Source organism: Acinetobacter sp. YH12023 (assembly GCF_013420135.1).
Taxonomy (GTDB): domain Bacteria; phylum Pseudomonadota; class Gammaproteobacteria; order Pseudomonadales; family Moraxellaceae; genus Acinetobacter; species Acinetobacter amyesii.
On the sequence record NZ_VOYU01000001.1, the window covers coordinates 171,157 to 189,786 of the forward strand.

General features: G+C 41.5%; 13 protein-coding genes and 8 tRNA genes. 14 read left to right on the forward strand and 7 right to left on the reverse strand.

Translation table 11 applies throughout. From position 1 onward, the window contains the following. Positions 1–102: 102 nt before the first annotated feature. Together FTT92_RS00800 and FTT92_RS00805 are read left to right on the forward strand one after the other, a co-directional pair. Complete coding sequence (locus FTT92_RS00800) at positions 103–4,617, forward strand: Hpt domain-containing protein (protein WP_180171196.1); 4,515 nt, start codon at positions 103–105, stop codon at positions 4,615–4,617. A gap of 3 nt (positions 4,618–4,620) precedes the next feature. Next, complete coding sequence (locus FTT92_RS00805) at positions 4,621–5,088, forward strand: hypothetical protein (RefSeq protein ID WP_078191055.1); 468 nt, start codon at positions 4,621–4,623, stop codon at positions 5,086–5,088. Between the two features lie 69 nt (positions 5,089–5,157). Here the strand turns inward: FTT92_RS00805 and dapE are convergent, their stop codons facing one another. The 3 genes from dapE to FTT92_RS00820 form a co-directional block, all read right to left on the reverse strand. Further along, complete coding sequence (gene dapE / locus FTT92_RS00810) at positions 5,158–6,291, reverse strand: succinyl-diaminopimelate desuccinylase (protein WP_180083630.1); 1,134 nt, start codon at positions 6,289–6,291, stop codon at positions 5,158–5,160. Positions 6,292–6,413: 122 nt separating this feature from the next. Beyond that, on the reverse strand, positions 6,414–6,563 hold the full coding sequence (locus FTT92_RS00815; RefSeq protein WP_078191053.1) for an entericidin A/B family lipoprotein: 150 nt from the start codon (positions 6,561–6,563) through the stop codon (positions 6,414–6,416). Positions 6,564–6,717: 154 nt separating this feature from the next. After that, complete coding sequence (locus FTT92_RS00820; protein ID WP_180083633.1) at positions 6,718–7,581, reverse strand: DUF1853 family protein; 864 nt, start codon at positions 7,579–7,581, stop codon at positions 6,718–6,720. Between the two features lie 88 nt (positions 7,582–7,669). On the opposite strand from FTT92_RS00820, the gene FTT92_RS00825 reads away from it, so the two are divergent. The 11 genes from FTT92_RS00825 (at position 7,670) to FTT92_RS00875 (ending at position 10,493) form a co-directional block, all read left to right on the forward strand. Further along, complete coding sequence (locus FTT92_RS00825; RefSeq protein WP_180083637.1) at positions 7,670–8,104, forward strand: YbaN family protein; 435 nt, start codon at positions 7,670–7,672, stop codon at positions 8,102–8,104. Then, entirely contained in the window at positions 8,097–8,591 is a 495-nt protein-coding gene (elsL, locus tag FTT92_RS00830; protein WP_078192250.1) for a cell wall-recycling L,D-carboxypeptidase ElsL, read from the forward strand. Before FTT92_RS00825 ends, elsL begins: the two co-directional genes overlap by 8 nt. Positions 8,592–9,039: 448 nt before the next feature. Continuing rightward, positions 9,040–9,115, forward strand: a tRNA-Val gene (locus FTT92_RS00835). Between the two features lie 29 nt (positions 9,116–9,144). Further along, a tRNA-Asp gene (locus FTT92_RS00840) sits at positions 9,145–9,221 on the forward strand. Between the two features lie 47 nt (positions 9,222–9,268). Next, a tRNA-Asp gene (locus tag FTT92_RS00845) sits at positions 9,269–9,345 on the forward strand. A gap of 21 nt (positions 9,346–9,366) precedes the next feature. Then, a tRNA-Val gene (locus tag FTT92_RS00850) sits at positions 9,367–9,442 on the forward strand. Between the two features lie 13 nt (positions 9,443–9,455). Beyond that, a tRNA-Asp gene (locus tag FTT92_RS00855) sits at positions 9,456–9,532 on the forward strand. 31 nt (positions 9,533–9,563) lie between these two features. Next, positions 9,564–9,639: transfer RNA gene (locus tag FTT92_RS00860), tRNA-Val, on the forward strand. Positions 9,640–9,683: 44 nt separating this feature from the next. Further along, a tRNA-Asp gene (locus FTT92_RS00865) sits at positions 9,684–9,760 on the forward strand. 98 nt (positions 9,761–9,858) lie between these two features. Beyond that, positions 9,859–9,934, forward strand: a tRNA-Val gene (locus FTT92_RS00870). A gap of 97 nt (positions 9,935–10,031) precedes the next feature. Continuing rightward, entirely contained in the window at positions 10,032–10,493 is a 462-nt protein-coding gene (locus tag FTT92_RS00875; RefSeq protein WP_078191441.1) for a DUF2750 domain-containing protein, read from the forward strand. Positions 10,494–10,546: 53 nt separating this feature from the next. Here the strand turns inward: FTT92_RS00875 and FTT92_RS00880 are convergent, their stop codons facing one another. From FTT92_RS00880 to yccS, 4 genes are all read right to left on the reverse strand, one after another. Further along, on the reverse strand, positions 10,547–11,317 hold the full coding sequence (locus FTT92_RS00880; protein ID WP_180171197.1) for a YdcF family protein: 771 nt from the start codon (positions 11,315–11,317) through the stop codon (positions 10,547–10,549). Positions 11,318–11,420: 103 nt separating this feature from the next. After that, positions 11,421–14,123: a sulfite reductase flavoprotein subunit alpha gene (locus FTT92_RS00885; RefSeq protein WP_180171198.1), complete on the reverse strand. Its 2,703-nt coding sequence runs from the start codon at positions 14,121–14,123 to the stop codon at positions 11,421–11,423. A gap of 187 nt (positions 14,124–14,310) precedes the next feature. Then, positions 14,311–14,871 carry a YcxB family protein gene (locus FTT92_RS00890; RefSeq protein WP_180110910.1) on the reverse strand — a complete coding sequence of 187 codons (561 nt, stop codon included), beginning with the start codon at positions 14,869–14,871 and terminating at the stop codon, positions 14,311–14,313. Positions 14,872–14,956: 85 nt separating this feature from the next. Continuing rightward, entirely contained in the window at positions 14,957–17,125 is a 2,169-nt protein-coding gene (gene yccS / locus FTT92_RS00895; protein ID WP_180171199.1) for a YccS family putative transporter, read from the reverse strand. Between the two features lie 135 nt (positions 17,126–17,260). Here yccS and FTT92_RS00900 point away from each other — a divergent pair, with 135 nt between their 5' ends. Next, the gene (locus FTT92_RS00900) at positions 17,261–18,463 is read left to right on the forward strand and encodes a multidrug effflux MFS transporter (RefSeq protein WP_180171200.1); all 1,203 of its coding nucleotides are present in this window, start codon (positions 17,261–17,263) and stop codon (positions 18,461–18,463) included. Positions 18,464–18,630: the final 167 nt, after the last annotated feature.

An 18,630-nucleotide genomic window follows, 5' to 3' on the forward strand; every position in this document is an offset into this window, starting at 1 on the left:
CACATCGATAAGGTGAACTTAACGTCACAGTTAAGTCTTAGGTGATGGTTACAATTAAGTTTGAGCAACCTTCTTGGTGGCAAAACATAAGAAGCCTTAGCTATGAAAGAAATATTAAAAAATTTAGTTGAAACAACTACGCTTCCTGAAGATAGTTATCTTGATCAAGATGCAGAAATTTTAGAGATTTTTGTTGAAGAAATAGAAGAAATCTTTGAAGAACTGGCGGGTTTATTTACAACTTGGTTGGAAAATCCACAAGATAAAGACACTTTAACGACGATTCGTCGTCATTTCCATACCCTGAAAGGTTCAGGTCGTATGGTCGGGGCAAAATCGGCGGGTGAAACTGCATGGGCAGTTGAAGATACACTGAATCGTGTCATTGCGGGTTCAGTACAGTTAACGCCGACCGTTCAAAAGTTTGCACAAACAGTTTTAAATGTTTATCAATATAAGCTCTATCCACGGTTTAAAAATGTTGCCGAATTGGATGTTGACTTACGTCCATTGGTTTTAATGGGGCAACAATTACAACAAAATATTAGCCTTGAGCCTGCACTCGAAGAATTATTAAAACTGGCAGATCAATTAAAATCTGAAGATGGTGTCACTGGTTTAGAACTGACTGATGTTGAAGCTACAGCACCTGTAGAAGTGCTTGAAAACACGATTGATGCGGTTGTTGAATCAGAACCTGCTCCTGAACAAGTGGATGCAGATGCATCACTGGTCGAAGAGACAGTGAGCATTTTTATTGAAGAAGCTGAAGAACATCTACAAACGATTGATCAGTTCCTCCAATCAGATGACAGTAAATCACAAGACTATAATGGCTTGATTCGCGCGCTACACACCTTACGTGGTAGTTCGTCAATGGCGCAAATCGAAGAGATTTTTGAAGCCAGTTCAAAAGTTGAAAACTTATTCAAAACCTTATTACAAGACGAAATCGTATCGAGCTCGAAAGAAACTGCTTTATTGATTCAATATGCTGAATTTGTTCGTGATTATTTACACGTGCTGCGTTCAGGAGATAAGGCAAATCTTGCATCTATTTATGAAACCTTCAAAGCTGCTTGGGATGATTATGGTTTTGCTAGCCAAGATCAATTGGCGCCTGAAGATAATCCGCAAGGTTTGGTTTCTAAACTAATTGAATTAAATATTGATCAGTTATTAGATGCTGAATTTGAGTTTGATAAACGTGCCCTTGCTGAATTCCCAGACTATATTCAACAGCTTAGTCAACAAGCTTTAGAGTTGATCGAACATACGGATAATCGTGCGTCTGTTGGAATCCATGATTTCACAACTCAACTGCGTGCAGCGTATCAGTCTTTAGTTGAAAAGCCTAAATTACTCCATGCTGATTATGGCTATGAGTTATTTGCGCAAGCACATCAGGAGTTTATTCACTTATTTGACACTTTAGCGGCGGGTCAGCGTGTGGTGTTAAGTGAAGAGGTTCAGCGTTTCTTAAATGAGCTGACTGCATTTGTTCAACAAGACATTGAAGCAGTTGCAGCGACGACAACACCAGAAGCCCATGTAGTTGCTGAACCTGTTACCACTGTAGAAGATAAAGCCGCTGTTGCAAATACAACAGCAGTAGACTTTGCACAATTAAGTCAGCGTATTCAACTTGATCATCAACAGATGCAAGCGGCGGATGCGAATAATGACTTTGATGAAGATCTTTTAGGGATCTTTATTGAAGAGGCAGAAGAATTATTGGTGGGGATTGATCAAGACCTCAGTACTTGGACACGTGATCAGACCAATACTTCAGCTTTGAATAATTTAATGCGCTATTTGCATACCCTAAAAGGTGGTGCAAATATGATTGCCGCGTCTCATGTGGGTTTAATTTCGCATGAATTGGAGTCGATTTATGAGCGCATTATTCGTCAGCAAATTTCGATTACGCCTGCGTTAATTCAAATTATTCGTTTGGTGCAGGATGATATTTCAGATCGTATTCAAACCATTCGTGACCAAGGGATCGACTACCCAGCGAATAATGTGATCGATATTCTTAAGAATATTCAGTCAATTGTGGCAGGGGAGCATTCAGAACCAGTCGGATTGGCTTCGGCTCCTATTTCTGCTGAAACTGAACAAGCAGCAGTAGAGCAAGATGTATCGGTGTCAGAGCCGATGGATGTTGCTGAAGACACAGCAGAAGCAGTGGTTGAAGCTCAAACGACGGCTCACACTGAGTCTGCTGTTGAACATCTTGAACATGCGGTTGCTGAACATGTTGAGCATCCAGATGATGATCTACGTTCTGTCATGGAAGAAACTTTCCTTGAAGAGTCTGAAGAAATTCTTGAACAAGCCGTTCAATTATTAAATCAATGGACTGAGCAACGTAGTGACCGTAACGTATTGCTTCAATTACAACGTGCTGCCCATAGTATTAAGGGTGGTGCGCGTATGGTTGAAAATGAACCTGTTGCCGCAATTGCGTATCAACTTGAGACGACGTTTGAGCATTTTGCGGTTCATCATTTCAACTCAAATGCATATGACGGCTTACTCAAAACGACGTTGGCATGGTTAAAAGAAGCAATCTTCAACCATGACTATAGTAATTTTGACAGCATCAAATTGAGCTTAGAATCCATTCAGTATGTGGATGTTACGGTTCAATTGCCAAACCGTGTTGCAGAATTAGAACAAGGTATTGTCAGTAAAGGCTTTGAATTTATTCAAGGTGATGGTGTTGAACCTCCATCTATGTTGGGTGAATGGTCTGAAGCCAATTCTTCTGATAACAGTAATGAGATGATTCGTATTTCGGCTGATCTCGTCGAGAAGATGATTGACTTATCAGGCGAAAACTCGATTAACCGTTCACGTATTGAGATGGACTTAGGTCAGCTAGGCAATACCTTGAATGAAATGGAGTTAGCAATTAAGCGACTTGCTGACCAGTTACGTCGAATGGATGGTGAGCTTGAGTCACAAATTATTGCCAAACATGGTTCTGAAAATTCACGCTATGCGGATTTCGACCCATTGGAGATGGACCAATATTCATCGATTAACCAATTGTCAAAATCTCTAGCCGAATCTGCGTCGGATTTGGTTGACTTCAAGAGTACTTTGGCAGAAAAAATCCGTGATGCGGAAGGTTTGTTATTACAGCAATCACGTATTCAGTCAGAAATTCAAGAAAGTCTGATGCGTACCCGTTTGGTGCCATTTGATCGTTTGTTACCACGTTTACAACGTATTGTGCGTCAAACTTCTTCGACCTTGAACCGTCCTGCAGAATTGATTGTTCAAAATACAGAAGGTGAATTGGACCGTACGATCTTAGAGCGTTTGGTGACACCATTTGAACATATGCTGCGTAATGCGGTCGACCATGGTTTAGAAGATACTGCTGACCGTTTGGCTTTGAAAAAGCCAGAAGTGGGTAGCATCGTCTTGAACATTAGTCGTCAGGGTACTGATGTACTGGTGTCTTTCAGTGATGATGGTAAAGGGATTGATGAAACCAAAATTAAAGACAAAGCCTTAAAACTTGGTTTAATCAAAGCGGATCAGTTCCTCGATAAACAAGAAATCTTGCAATTGATCTTCCATCCAGGTTTCTCAACGGCACAAGCGGTAACGCAAATTTCGGGTCGTGGTGTTGGTCTGGATGTGGTGCAAAGTGAAATTAAAGCCTTGGGTGGTCATGTTTCCGTTGAGTCTGAGTTAGGTAAAGGGACGACCTTTACCATTCGTGTACCAACGACAGTAGCGGTCAGCGATGCCTTGATGGTGAAAGCGGGCGATCAGCAATATGCGATTTCATTAGCGCAAATTGAACGTATTGTCCGTATTGCACCTACGGCACTCGAAACTTATTTCAATAGTAATGATGACGTGTTTAAATTTGACAACACCAATTACAAATTACGTTATCTATCAGAGTTTGTGGGTAATCAGCCAATTCCACGTTTAAATAATGTCGGCCATTCATTGCCTGTACTACTAATTAAAGGCAACAGTGGTCAAACCATTGCTTTATTGGTCGATCAGCTGGTGGGTTCACGTTCTCAAATCGTGGTGAAACCAATTGGTCAACAATTTACCAGTGTAGCCGCGATTGCAGGTGCCACGATTCTAGGTGATGGTCATGTATGTTTGATTTTGGATGGGCAAAATATTGCACGTCAAATTCAAACTACGCAGCGTGTTAAACATTCAGCTGAACAGCGTGATTTGGGACGTCAAGCCAATGCGCGTCGTTTAGTGATGATTGTCGATGACTCGGTAACTGTACGTAAAGTGACTTCACGCTTACTTGAACGTCAAGGTTATGACATTGTGACAGCGAAAGATGGTGTGGATGCAATTGAGCAGCTTGAAAATGTCCGTCCAGACTTGATGCTACTCGATATTGAAATGCCACGTATGGATGGTTTCGAAGTGACTAACTTAGTCCGTCACCACGACATTCACCGTGACTTGCCAATCATTATGATTACATCGCGTACAGGTGAAAAACATCGTGAGCGTGCATTTAGCTTAGGTGTGACTCACTATATGGGTAAACCGTTCCAAGAAGCTGAATTGCTTGCCAATATTGAAGCTTTAATTGCAGAAAAGCAGGGGTAATCTATGAGCCAAAATACTGTTTCTCAGGTTGTCAGTGATAAAATTGATCAGCAGGAACTGCAACATCTCATTACGGTATCTACCGGGTTTATCGATGCATATATCATTGATTGTCATGGTAAAGAGCCAATGTTGTTGCCACAAAATATTGTGCTATCAGCGCTCGATAGTGCAACCAAGGTTCCTTTTGTTGAATGGCATGAATTGAAATTGCCTGTTTTCTCGGTCAATGATCCTGCAAAAAATCAGGGCGTGGCTTTGGTGATTGAAGGCGATGATGTTGGGCAGCGTTTTGCACTGATGTGTAATGAAATGCCGAAAACCATTCGTCTGCGTATTTCTGAAGTGGTTGATGAAGAAAAAGCTGTGAAAGACGCCAATATTTTCCAATATGTACGCATGGCCGATCAGGTATTTCATATTCCAAATTTAGCTAATATTCAAAACAGTATTGGGCTTCAAGCAGCTTAGTATTTGCAAAACGCGATATAAAAAAAGGAACTCAATGGAGTTCCTTTTTTTTGACTATGCAGGGAATATTTAAGCCAACAGGTTTTCTAAAATCTTTTCGTAAATTTCAGAAAGTGGCTCCAATTCTTCCACATTGACATGTTCATTGATTTGGTGAATCGTGGCATTTAAAACACCCAGTTCAAGCACCTGCGCACCTGTAGGCGCAATGAATCGACCATCAGAAGTACCACCACTGGTCGAAAGTTCAGTTTCAGTCCCAGTAACTTCTCGAATGGCATCACGTGCGGCATTCACTAACTCACCTACAGGGGTTAGGAATGGCAAACCAGATAACGTCCAAGAGATGTCATATTCAACGCCATGACGATCTAGAATTTCTAAGGTACGTGCTTTGAGTTCATCTGCCGTTACTTCAGTTGAATAACGGAAGTTAAACAGTAGATTCATCGTGCCCGGAACAACGTTGGTTGCACCTGTACCGGCATTGATATTGGAAATTTGGAACGACGTTGCAGGGAAGTATTCGTTACCATTGTCCCACACGGTATCGCAAAGTTCAGCCAGTGCTTTTGACGCAGTATGGATTGGGTTTATTGCTAGATGTGGGTAAGCAACGTGCCCTTGTTTACCTTTAACCGTTAAATTGGCATTTAGCGAACCACGACGACCATTTTTAACAATATCGCCAAGTGTTTTAGTACTAGAAGGTTCACCCACCAAACACCACGTCATTTTTTCATTACGCGCTTCTAACGTTTCAACAACTTTGACGGTCCCGTTGATCGAAGGGCCTTCTTCGTCAGAGGTAATGAGAAAGGCAATCGAACCTTTATGATTTGGATGCTTCGCAACAAAACGTTCTGAAGCGACAACCATAGCTGCCAACGCGGTTTTCATATCTGCACTGCCACGACCATACAGTTTACCGTCGCGAATTTCAGGAAGAAATGGGTCAGAACCCCATGCATCCAAGTTACCCGTAGGTACTACATCAGTATGACCTGCAAAACAAAATACTGGTGCTTCAGTCCCTTTACGTGCCCAAAGATTATCTACATCATCAAAACGCATATTTTCAATGTTAAAGCCAATCTTGGCTAAACGTTCCGCCATAATGTTCTGGCAGGTATGGTCAATCGGTGTCACCGACGGTTGGCGAAGTAGTTCTAGGCTGAGATCAAGAGTTGCTGTTGAGGTCATGCTAAATACAGAAGTCAAAAATGTCGCAATATAATAGGCGAATCGACAAGCGAAGGGAAATTTAGACGTAAAAAAACCCTATTTAAAAAATAGGGCTCTTTTATAAATTCTTGGGAAAGAAATTAATTGCGGCGAATTTCTTCCGAAGTTTTCTCAGCAGTATTGGTTACAGCATCTCCAGCTTTAGATACGTCTTTACCAACACCTTTTACTGTATTACAACCTGTCAGTACGAAAGCAACCATAAGTGATGCAGCTAAAATTTTTTTCATTGAATGTAATCTCCATTATGAAAGAATAATTTTTAGAGGACTAAATTATTCTGTTGTGAGATTTAGATTAAAAAATAGCCGTATCAAACAGTAGGTGGTTTTTACGGTGGTTGAGTAAATAAATGTAAATTTCTACTAAATGGTGCATTGAGTCTTAAATTGTTTGCGGCAAAACCAAGCGTGGCTGTCTATACATATAATAGCTTTCATCACTGTCTTTTTTATATAAACCATCTGTCCACCAATGTGCGGTTGCACTCGTCGGTTGCTGCTGCACGCAGATCCATTCATGTCGTTGTAGGCGATAGTAACCTTGACTTTTTGAGGGAATGACATGTCCCCATTGACCTATTCTACGCGCAGGATTGACCCAGTTTGGCAATGCGTTGGTACGCTGAATAGGTAAATATAATTGGCCCTTTAAAACGCAATAGCGCTGTTGAATCTGCTGCCCAAATGCTTCATCAAATTGGAATTGTTTTTGGGTAAAATGATTAAGCTTTCGAGCCAAAGTATCACTACGATTTAAGCCATACCAATAGGGTAATTGAAAATCGCGCTCTGCTAGATAGTATTTTAAAGCCACTTCCCAATGTTCAACTTCACCACTTTCAGTATTTTTTAAAACAAAGTCGAGTTCACCTACTGTACGAGGGCCGTCAATTTTTTGAATGCTATGTCCGAGTAACTGGTAGGGATGGTATGGGTGATCGAGAAGCCAAAACCATATAAACATTTCGAAACGTAAACCAAGGCGAGTACTTTTTAATTTTTGTAAAAATTCTACTAATGAACTTGGGTGTTGTTCGAGTTGTTTTAAACGGGGAAGGTAGGCTTCAAAATGTTTTTGCCAAAGCTCGTTTGGATGAAAATGAAAGGGATAGCGGATTTCGAGTTCATTGGGAATTTGCTGCAGAATATTTGGGCTAGCAATACAGAAAGCTAATTGGCGAACTAAGGGCTGTTTAAATTGCAACCATGGCTCAAAATAAGACGATGTTGTCGGGGCTACAGCCATATTGAAACCTTTTGAATAATGCAGAATAACAACGGATAATTGTTAAAAACATCTTATACTACCTGAATTGAAAGTTCAGGGTAGCGGTATGAAGACGTTGTTTTGGCGAAGCTTAGTGGTTGTCTTTGTCATTTTAGGCTTTATAGGGGCTTTATTGCCGGGAATGCCCACGACAGTCTTCTTAATATTAGCGGCATGGGCGGCTTCAAAAGGTTGGCCTCAAATGGATGCTTGGTTGTTGAATCATCCTAAATATGGGCCAACCTTACGCGCTTGGCGCGAAAATGGCACAGTCCCACGCAAAGCAAAATGGTTTGCATCGATCATGATGTTTGTGAGTGGTCTGATTATGCTTTTTACATCAGCACCGATTGCCGTCAAGATTTTCACTGACTTAACCATGTTGATTGTTGGCATTTGGTTATGGACACGACCAGAGCCAAATCAGATGCGGACTATTGAACATTCGCCGCAGACTAAACCACAAGATAAAGATAAGCAGAAAGAGCAAGAGCATGTCTGAATATACCCAAGATCAAGCAGATATCCTGATTAACTTGAAAGATCAAACTTTAACTTTGCCGAAACTGAATAAGTTTTACCTCATTTCATCGGGTAAAAATGGCATTGGTGAGCAGGAAAATAGTGGCAAGACGCCACGAGGCTGGCATCAAGTGGCTGAAAAGTTTGGTGGACAACAACCTCAAAATGCAGTTTTTAAAGCACGTCAGTGGACCGGAGAGGTTTACGACGAGCAACTTGCTGCATCACACCCTGATCGGGATTGGATTTTATCTCGAATATTATGGCTCAGTGGTTTAGAACCCGGCTTTAATGCAGGTGAGGGCTGTGATACTTATCAACGTTATATTTATATCCATGGCACACCAGATCGCGAGCCTATGGGCATACCGATGTCACATGGTTGTATTCGCATGCGAAACAGCGATGTTGTAGAACTTTATCAATTGATTCCATTAAATGCTTTGGTTTACATCACTGAACATTGAACACGTCGTTAAAAGCACAAGCCATGAAAGCCGAAATTCATGACATCAAACCATGGTTTGAAGAATTAAAGTGAGTTTGAAAGGCGTTTTTTGTCAGAAGTAATACACGCAAACTAACAGAAAATCGTGTTTGAATGTATTTTGTACACTGTGGTGTTTTAGAATGTAGTGTATGTGATGAATTAATCGTCGGTTCGCTGAATGATTAGTTATGAGTCCACGCGAAAAACTGTTTTTTATGTGAATGATGCAGAATATAAGTCATATTTTTAGTAATAAATTTACAGGTTTATAGCTAAAAAATGTTCAAAAATACTGATTTTTCCGCAATATAACTTATTTTTTAATCACTCAAACAGAAAAAGTGGAAAAGAGTTAGAAAAGCGTTTGACAGACCGTGAGGATTCTCTATAATGCACCTCATCAAACGATGAACATGTTTTGAAAAGGGCGCTTAGCTCAGTTGGTAGAGCGTCTGCCTTACAAGCAGAATGTCGGCGGTTCGATCCCGTCAGCGCCCACCAAACCTTTTCAGCGTTAAGATATTTAGAGTGCAGCGGTAGTTCAGTTGGTTAGAATACCGGCCTGTCACGCCGGGGGTCGCGGGTTCGAGTCCCGTCCGCTGCGCCACTTTAAATCTTGATTCGTTTGAACCACAATAGCGACATTGTGTAAGTGCAGCGGTAGTTCAGTTGGTTAGAATACCGGCCTGTCACGCCGGGGGTCGCGGGTTCGAGTCCCGTCCGCTGCGCCATTTACATGATAGACCTTTTGAGGGCGCTTAGCTCAGTTGGTAGAGCGTCTGCCTTACAAGCAGAATGTCGGCGGTTCGATCCCGTCAGCGCCCACCATATTTTTTGCGATGCAGCGGTAGTTCAGTTGGTTAGAATACCGGCCTGTCACGCCGGGGGTCGCGGGTTCGAGTCCCGTCCGCTGCGCCATTTCAAAGAATATAATTGTTGTACCCTTTAAGGGCGCTTAGCTCAGTTGGTAGAGCGTCTGCCTTACAAGCAGAATGTCGGCGGTTCGATCCCGTCAGCGCCCACCATATCTTTTAAGATATAGGTTGTGTTTCGAAAGAAACTACGTGATGCAGCGGTAGTTCAGTTGGTTAGAATACCGGCCTGTCACGCCGGGGGTCGCGGGTTCGAGTCCCGTCCGCTGCGCCATTTATCTTAAAAATCTCTGTTCAAGAGAATGCCTTTAGAAAAATCTTTGATTTTTCTCTTGCGCTCAGACAAGGCTTCGCTTTGTTACTCTTCGCTCAGGGCGCTTAGCTCAGTTGGTAGAGCGTCTGCCTTACAAGCAGAATGTCGGCGGTTCGATCCCGTCAGCGCCCACCATATTCTTCTATAGAAACTTCTTTATCCAAAAGCTTGCCTAAATTTTCTGATTTACATAGAATCCGCTCTATAATAATTTTAATATTGTATGTGATCTATGAGAAATCCATATCAGCGCAAGGCAGCGTCTAAAACTCAAACTACAAATTACAATCCTCAAGAAACCTATAAACAATTTATTGAAAATATGGTCGCTCAAGGTGGCGTGATTGCGTTATATCAAGATGGTTGGGCACTTTGTGCGACACCTACAGGTCAACGTTCCTTCGCCATTTGGCAAAACCGTGGTTTGGCACGTTTATTAATTAAAGACAATTGGTCCAATTATGAAATTCAGGAAATTTCATTAAAAGACTTTATCGAAAAAGTCATTCCGTTTTTACGCAGCGAGAGCACTACAGTATCTTTAGATTTAACCCCAGAAGGACAAAATATTTTGGTTGCACCTGAAAAGATGCTGTTAGATATTAAAAATTATTTATATCAAGTTTATCAACAGCGCCCAGAAATCTTTGAAAACCTTAAAATTCCTTTGCCACGTAGTATTCGTTTAAATTAATGGTTTATTTACAGCATAAAAAGCCCTTGTTTACTGATCAAACAAGGGCTTTTTTAATATTCATTGAGTACAAAACCACTCAAAAAGGCAAAATATTCACGTAACCAAGAGTTGTAGCGGATGTAAAGCGGTGTAGGTGCTGCAATGGTATACACTTGTGTATAGCCTAACTTTCGTGCAATTGCTTTTGCACGTGGAAGGTGAAAGTCACTACTGGCAATTGCAATGGGGGCATCAAGAGAAATCTGATGTTGTTTTAAAATCATTTTACTGTTGATCAGGTTGAGTTCTGTACTGGTACTTTTACTTTCTTCATATATGCCTGCCGCTGAAATGTCATAGTGTTGAAGTAAATAGCGTTTCATGACGGAAGATTCGGTCATTTTTTCATTAAAGCCTAAACCACCGGTCATGATCATAATAGTATTGGGTTGTTGCAAGGCATACGGTGCTGCGGCATCGAGACGCGCCTTTAAGGTCGGAGAGGGTTGACCATTTTCAATACCACTCCCCAAAACGATGATGGCTTGGACGGAAGTAAATGGCTTGGATTGCTGGCTATTGAAGTGTAAATACGCAAAAAACAGTAAAAGGCTCAATAGCCAAAGCCAAAACAACCACCATGTAGCACGCCAGAGCCTTTTGAGTTTAGGGTATTGATCTAAAATATTGTGGATTTGGGTTGAAAATAGTCCGGATAAAATAAAAATACACCCAATGACTAAGGGTAAAAGGATGCCTAAATGAATTTTATCTAATGTAAGTAACCAAATGGCATCTACGCAGAGCAGCAAGCCTACACAAAGCAGTAGTATTCTTTTCATGCAAAAAATTAAAGCAGTATTCGTATTTGGCCTAAGTATAGCGAAAAAAAACCAGACACGAGGTCTGGTTTTTAGTTGGGACTATTTATGAGTAAACATCTTATTAGTAAACATCACGACGGTAACGCCCAGCTTGACGCAGTTCAGCAACAACGTCTTCACCTAATATATCAATCAGTGCGTGGTCAACGTCCGTTGCCATACCATTGATACTACCGCAGACGTAAATCACGGCACCTTGTTCTACCCATGATTTTAATAAGGTCGCATGGTCACGTAGCTCATGATGCACATAGCGTTTCTCCGCTTGATCACGAGAGAAGGTGAGATCTATGCGTTGAACTAAGCCTGTGTTTTGCCATGCTTCAATGATGTCTTGATAGAAGAAATCATGTGCGCGTTGACGCTCACCAAAAATCAGCCAGTTTTGCGTATAGTCTTGACGAACTCGTGTATGTAACAGGCTGAGTAAACCTGCAATACCTGTACCGTTACCAATACAAATCACAGGACGATTATCTGCAATCAGATGGAATGATTCATTGGTACGAATACGCAGTTGTAGTGTGCTGTTGATCGCTGCATGTTGTGTTAACCAACCAGAGCCTAAACCAAGCTCACCATCCGCATTGGACTGCTGACGTACCACTAAGCGTAATACTTGCTGACTTGGAATACTGGCAATCGAGTATTCACGAGTTGGAAGCGGTGGAAGCTGTTCGAGCAAGTGATCAAGGTTGGCAAATGGTTCGACATCCGTATTTAGGTTACGATCCCATAATGCATCTTCAATGCGTTGCTGAGTAGAATCAACCACTTGCTGACTCTGAATCTGATACTTTTGCATGAAGTTTGCAATACGTTCAGCACTATTACCCGGCTGAATCTCTGCAATATCACCCGCTTGCCAATTGGCTTCATGTTGCGGTTTTAACTCAATATTAAATGCAGGTGCACCTAAACTGTTCGGGTTGAGTAAATCACGTTTGGTCAATGTCCATGCATCAAAAGTTTTTTCAATTTGCATGTGCTGAAGTTCAAGTTTAGTCGCTTTGGCTAAAGCGCTATTCCATGCTTGAATGGCTTGGGTGTCGCCATTATTGACTTCAATCGTGTTAAACAGGGGCTTCGCCGCATTACTCTGCATCCAACGATGAATCGCATGACCAAAGCTACAGAAAGTATCAGGATATTCTTCTGAACCTAAAGCTAATACGGCAAACTGAACATGACTCAAATCGAGGCTTTGTGTCATCAGTTTACGTTCAAAGCTTGAAGCGAGGTCAGGTGCTTCGCCAGTGCCATAAGTACTTGCAACAAATAAAACCTGAGCGGCTTGCGTTAAGTCATCAGCAGAAAGTTGCTGAACAGCTTTCACTGTGACGGGCTGACGAGCCTCTTGTAAGCTTGTTGCTGTACGCCATGCCAATTGTTCAGACTGACCTGTTTGTGATGCATAGCAAATTAACCAAGGCTGTGCGTTTGGATCGATGGCAACAGGTGCTAAGCTTTGACGAGCTTGCTGTGTCAGTTTTTTCTGTTTACGACGTTTGAGATAGAGCATCCATCCAGTGACAAAGAACAGCGGCATCATGAGGGATGCAATAACCACAAAGAACTGATAAATCGGTCCGAAGAAACTACCACGATGCACAGGTAACATGCTGGTCATGATTTTTTCATTTAATTTTTTATCTTCGTATAACTCGATATCGGTGAGAGCAGACGTTTTGTAGTTATAAGTCGCTTTGTTGCGAGCACGTTCATGTTGAGGGACGGCATCCACAAAGTTAATTTCTAATTCACCATTGGCTTTTTTCGGAATATTAAAAGTGACACTTGAGTATTCACGACCAATATTTTGATTAAAGCCATTCCAACTTTGGGTAAGGGCAATATTCACTTGTTCTGGTTTTAGACCACGTTTTTCTCCGCGACCTTCAGCACCATGTTTGTTTTCTTGAGAGCCGTGTTCAGAGGGACTCGACGTTGCAGGGTTTCTTTCAGAACGTGCTTGGTGTTCACCACGAGTTTGTCCTGCTGCAGTGGCTTGTTTTTCACCACCTTGCTTTGCACCCGCCTGTTCAGCAGGTTGTCCATTCGTTTTTGGACCTTCTTGTAACTGGGGCTGTGGACGTTCAACGCCCATGACTTTAAACATGCCATTACGCCACCAATCATAAGACCAGTACAGACCTGTACATGCCAAAATGAGATAAAAAACAATCACCCATGTGCCGACGACTGCATGTAAATCCCATAGGAAATTACGTCCTTTGAGCTTCGGTTTTACTGCAAGCCATTGTTTTACAGAATGTCTTTTTGGCCAACGCAGATACAAACCACTCAATACAAAATAAATCAGCATCAGTGTACATGCGCCGGTAATTTGTTTACCAACAGGGCCAACAGTTAAATTACGGTGTAGCTGCTGTACAAACTGGAAGAATTTTTGACCTTTAATTTCAGGTAAAACTTCGGCTGTATAGGGGTTAACCATCATGTTATAGCCACGACGAGCACCTTCTTTGACAATATTCACGGTACTTGAGGCGGTAGCATCTGAGGCAATAGAGATGCTATTAATTTTCATGTCAGGATCAGACTGACTAAAGTGCTGATAAAGCTCAGCAGGGGTTAGTTTAGGCTGCTGTTGAGCCTGAACCACATAACTGTCCTGATTGATTGCTTTAAGTATTTGCTGTTCATAGGAATAAATGGCACCTGTAACCCCCATGAGCGAGAGTATTAAGCCGGCACTAATCCCCAAGAACCAGTGAATCTGGAAAAGGGTTTTCTTAAACATGATGGATTTAATATTGATAAAAGGTTGCTGAATTGCGACGAATTATAAACGATGATGTAGTAGAGAATGTGGAAAAAGTAAGTAATATTCATTCTCATTATTGTAATTATCAATAATTATTCAAAAATTAAACACATAAAAAACCTCCAAAGAGAGGAGGCTTTTTATAAACAAATGTCTGTTAGGCTTAAATTGGTTTAGCTGGGCCTACAGTTTCATTTAAGTGTTTACGAATGGTCGAAAATGGAAACTTCTTGCTATCCATACGTTTAGGCAAGATGTATGCACCGTCTTGACCCTTCACTTTAAAGTTTAAAAGGATGAAGTCTTTGGTGTCATACCATTCATGAATGTCTTTCCAACCGACAGTCATCGTCCCCATGTTTGCGCCCATACGTTGCTGCATAGAGATCCCATGCGGCTGAACACCCATACGGATGCCTTTAATTTCTTGAACAGGGACTTCGTTCAGTTTGCGTTTCGCATACCATTCGATACCGAATTTACGCACAAGGAAGTAAATCACGACACAGACAATAGCTACCCAGCAAAATACTGTTGAATAGTTCTTAATAAAGATGAGGCCCAAGAGTGCCAGTGCAAGAATTGCACCCATAATTAGCCATGCTTTTTTGCCAATTTTGAAGTTACTGCGAGACAGAACAAGTTGAGCATAACGTTGTTCTGCTTCAGAAATTTCATAAGCCACTGGCTCTAGCGTGTAGGCGTATAAATTTTTTGCGGTCATAGTGAAAGTAACAGATTTAAAACTGTAAAAAGTTTAGCATTATTTATACCAATTCAGTGAGTATATTGTTCCAAAATCATCCAAATTATAGCGAAGCCAGTTCAGTCGATGCCTGATCATGCTCATGACTGAGATTTTGTTTCAATTGGCTAAATTGGTTCAACACGTTAAACATCAACGAAAGCTGTTGTAGCACAATTAAGGATTTTTGATCTTCCTCACTATTTTGTGACAATCGCTGACGGATTTCTTGCAACATATTTTGCGCAGATAAGTCTGGAACTTCGTCACGTAGTAATGCACCTTGAATGTCATCTGTGGCTTTATCCAATAAGGTTAAGACCTGTTGATCTTGAATTTTTTCACGATGCGCACCTAAGGCTGCGATATAACTAATAAAGGTATGATTGAGACACAAAAACTCAAAGGCCAAAGCTTTTTGAGTCGGATCGGTATCGGGTTCGGTGGCTAAGGTGGAAATCAGTGATGCTACTTCTGCATCGGTATTATGGGCTGCACGTCGTACCACACGATAATTCAACCCGTTATTACGACCAGATTTGTATTGTTCAACCACTTCGGCCAAATAATCACACTGCGCTTGAATCGAACGGCTGATGGTTCGAGGCAGGCGACGGAATTTCCAATCTGGGAAAATGAAACTCACACCAAACCATGCCAAGGCACAACCAATCAGTGTATCAATCATACGCGGCATTGCTGCGGCAAAACCCATGCCATCTAAGTTAAAGTTGATCAGCGCCAAAATGGTAATAAATGCAGTGGCTTGTGCATATTGCTTACTGCGTAATTCAAAAAACAGCACGCCACTTAAAATGAGTAGCAGTAACTGACCTTCGACAGAAGGAACAAAATATAAAATCGCATAACCTAAAATAATTCCGACCAAGGTGCCAATGATACGTAAATAGAGGCGGCGCTTGGTGGCGTTAAAGTTCGGCTGGCTGACAAACAGGGCAGTCAATAAAATCCAATAGCCATAACTGATATTGGTGACTTGGACAAAAATATAACCAATAAATAACACGGTCGATAAACGCACAGCATGACGGAACAGCACCGACTCAGGGCTCAAATGTTGTTTGAATCGAATGACGATGTCGTCCCATCCTTTTAAATCATCATCTTTTAAACGATTTTCAATCAGGGCTTGTCGGTCAATATAACGCTCGGTTTCGACATTACGTAATTGCGCATCGATGCCTTTTAGGTTTTGGTATAAAGCAAATAAAGAGTTGATCCAGACCTCATCGTATTTTTGCTCTTCACGCAGCTTTTCGAGTGACAATTTTAGATTGTGGAACGCATGTTTAAAACGTTGATTATGATGATAAGGTTTTCGCTGTAAGATGCTGATACTTAAATCTTTACAGGCTTTACCTTGAATCGAAAGCACACGTTGAAAGCGAAATAAAATATCACTATGTTCAAAAATACGGGTCAATTTTTGATAATCAATATGCGCGGAATCGGCACGTTCATGAATGTCTTGCGCGACAAAATAATATTGTAGGCTACGACGTGTATCTTTTTGTCCACGGTCGCCTTTTAAACGCGTTAATAAGGCCGTTTTCATATCGTTGAAAATGCCAATTAATTTGCCATTTTCGAGCGACAGCTCAATCAAACTTTGCTGGTAACTTTCCGGTGTCATATCGACATCAAACAAGTTAGATTTTGCAAATAAGAAGTCACTTAGAGACGAATAGCTTTGGGCCAATTTGTCCTGAACTTGACGCACAGGAAACAGCAGAAAGCTCAAAGTCGAAAGCAGTCCGTACCACATCGCACCGATGACCAATAAACCTGCTTGTGTATACCAATTTTCAAAAAGTTCAACCCCAAGCATGGAATACACGGAGATCACCAGACAGCCATAAGAAATGGTGGCATAGCGACGACCCAATGAACCCAAAAGAATCCAACCGATACAAGACACAATCAGCCCCAAAGCAAATAAAATCGGATGCGGGAACAACAGATAAATGGATACCGCAGTAACAAAGAACCCAATATAAGTATAAATTTGATTGAGCACGCGGACTGAAAAGCGGTCATCGATATCACTTAGACCAGCGGCAACCACACCCAAGGTGAGGGGAATGGTCATCAATTGCTGATCTAAAAAATATGGGACAAAGGCTGTTCCTGCGAAGGCAATGACCATGCGCAAGTTATACATAAAGGTCGTGTTATAGGTTGCTTGTTTCAGTCGTGCGAGCCAGGCGTTCAAAATTTTTCCTTTGCTAAAGCGATGGGCCAGTAAGCAATGTGTATCGTGTGAATTTTCACATTGAAGCCAAGAAATAATACTATGTGCAGTGTAAACTTGTCTGCAAAACTTGCTTGCAATAAATGAATTATTCTTATGAAAAGCGTCGAATCACAAAAGGAATTTTCTCAACGCTGGATCGTCTTATTGGCGTTGCTGACTGCTTTGGGGCCACTTTCAATCGATATGTATTTGCCTGCTTTACCTCAAATGGCCGATGATTTTGGTGTCACAACGCAACAAGTGGCCAATAGTCTTCCTGCGTATTTCTTGGGTTTGGCGATTGGGCAGTTAATTTATGGGCCAGTCAGCGACCGTATTGGGCGTAAAACACCGCTATATTTCGGTTTGGTTTTATATATTTGTGCCAGTTTTCTGTGTGTCTTTGCCAATAGTGAATGGAGCTTGATCGCGGCTCGTGTTTTGCAAGCGTTGGGTGGCTGTGTCGGTGTGGTGATTGCCCGTGCTGCAATTCGTGATCGCTTAAGTATGCAAGCTTCTGCTCAAGCCTTTGCGAGTATGATGATCGTGACAACAATTGCACCAATCATTGCACCTACTTTAGGCGCGTGGGTGTTACAGGTGTTTGAATGGCAATACATATTTGCGGTATTGGTACTTGTCGGTATTTTTTGTCTTTTCTGCGTACATTTTTTCTTTCAAGAAACCCTCCCTGTTGAGCGGCGCTTAAACTTAAGTTTAAAACAAGTCTTAGGTTTATATGGTGCGATTTTGCAAGACGAAACCTTCCGTAAACCGATGCTCACAGGCTGTTTTTCTGGCGCAATTTTATTTTGTTATATCAGTGGCTCATCTGCCATTTTAATGGATGGTTATGGTCTGAGCCAACAGCAATTTGCTTATGTATTTGGTGCGAATGCTTTAGGGATTATGGTGTTTTCGACCCTCAACAAGAAACTTGCAAATCGACTGGATGTTCGCCATCGTTTGCAATTGGGTAATGCACTTCAATTGTGTGGTGTGCTGATCTTATTGGCGGCGGGGCTATTTTATCTTTCATCTATCGTTGTTGTAATGTTGGGCATGTTCTTATGTGTTGCATCAATTGGCTTCACTGGGCCAAATGCGATGGCTTTGGCGATGTCTGAACAAGGCTCACGAGCTGGCACAGCCAGTGCAATCATGGGAAGTATGCAATTTGCCTGTGGTCTATTGGCTGGAGTGTTTTTGAACTTTTTAGTATGGTCAGCGCTGATCAATATGGCCCTGATTATGCTTCTATTTGTGGTTGTTGCAATGTTCACCATGCGTAGTTTAAGAGCTTCAGCCATGGGGTGAACTGAATGAGGGTGAAGACGTTTAGCTGGTTTGACTTAAACGTCAGTCATCAATGTCCATATATTTTTGATGAAATATGTGTGTCATTCATTATAAATGTTCATCATCATAACGATGAATGATTGTGCTATTTTCCCATTGTGAGGTCAGTTTCTATTTTCTCGAAA

Bases quoted from the DNA above. Each gene is read 5' to 3' on its own strand.
- FTT92_RS00800 (WP_180171196.1), top strand. From the start codon at position 103: ATGAAAGAAATATTAAAAAATTTAGTTGAAACAACTACGCTTCCTGAA.
- FTT92_RS00805 (WP_078191055.1), top strand. From the start codon at position 4,621: ATGAGCCAAAATACTGTTTCTCAGGTTGTCAGTGATAAAATTGATCAG.
- dapE (WP_180083630.1), bottom strand. From the start codon at position 6,291: ATGACCTCAACAGCAACTCTTGATCTCAGCCTAGAACTACTTCGCCAA.
- FTT92_RS00815 (WP_078191053.1), bottom strand. From the start codon at position 6,563: ATGAAAAAAATTTTAGCTGCATCACTTATGGTTGCTTTCGTACTGACA.
- FTT92_RS00820 (WP_180083633.1), bottom strand. From the start codon at position 7,581: ATGGCTGTAGCCCCGACAACATCGTCTTATTTTGAGCCATGGTTGCAA.
- FTT92_RS00825 (WP_180083637.1), top strand. From the start codon at position 7,670: ATGAAGACGTTGTTTTGGCGAAGCTTAGTGGTTGTCTTTGTCATTTTA.
- elsL (WP_078192250.1), top strand. From the start codon at position 8,097: ATGTCTGAATATACCCAAGATCAAGCAGATATCCTGATTAACTTGAAA.
- FTT92_RS00875 (WP_078191441.1), top strand. From the start codon at position 10,032: ATGAGAAATCCATATCAGCGCAAGGCAGCGTCTAAAACTCAAACTACA.
- FTT92_RS00880 (WP_180171197.1), bottom strand. From the start codon at position 11,317: ATGAAAAGAATACTACTGCTTTGTGTAGGCTTGCTGCTCTGCGTAGAT.
- FTT92_RS00885 (WP_180171198.1), bottom strand. From the start codon at position 14,123: ATGTTTAAGAAAACCCTTTTCCAGATTCACTGGTTCTTGGGGATTAGT.
- FTT92_RS00890 (WP_180110910.1), bottom strand. From the start codon at position 14,871: ATGACCGCAAAAAATTTATACGCCTACACGCTAGAGCCAGTGGCTTAT.
- FTT92_RS00900 (WP_180171200.1), top strand. From the start codon at position 17,261: ATGAAAAGCGTCGAATCACAAAAGGAATTTTCTCAACGCTGGATCGTC.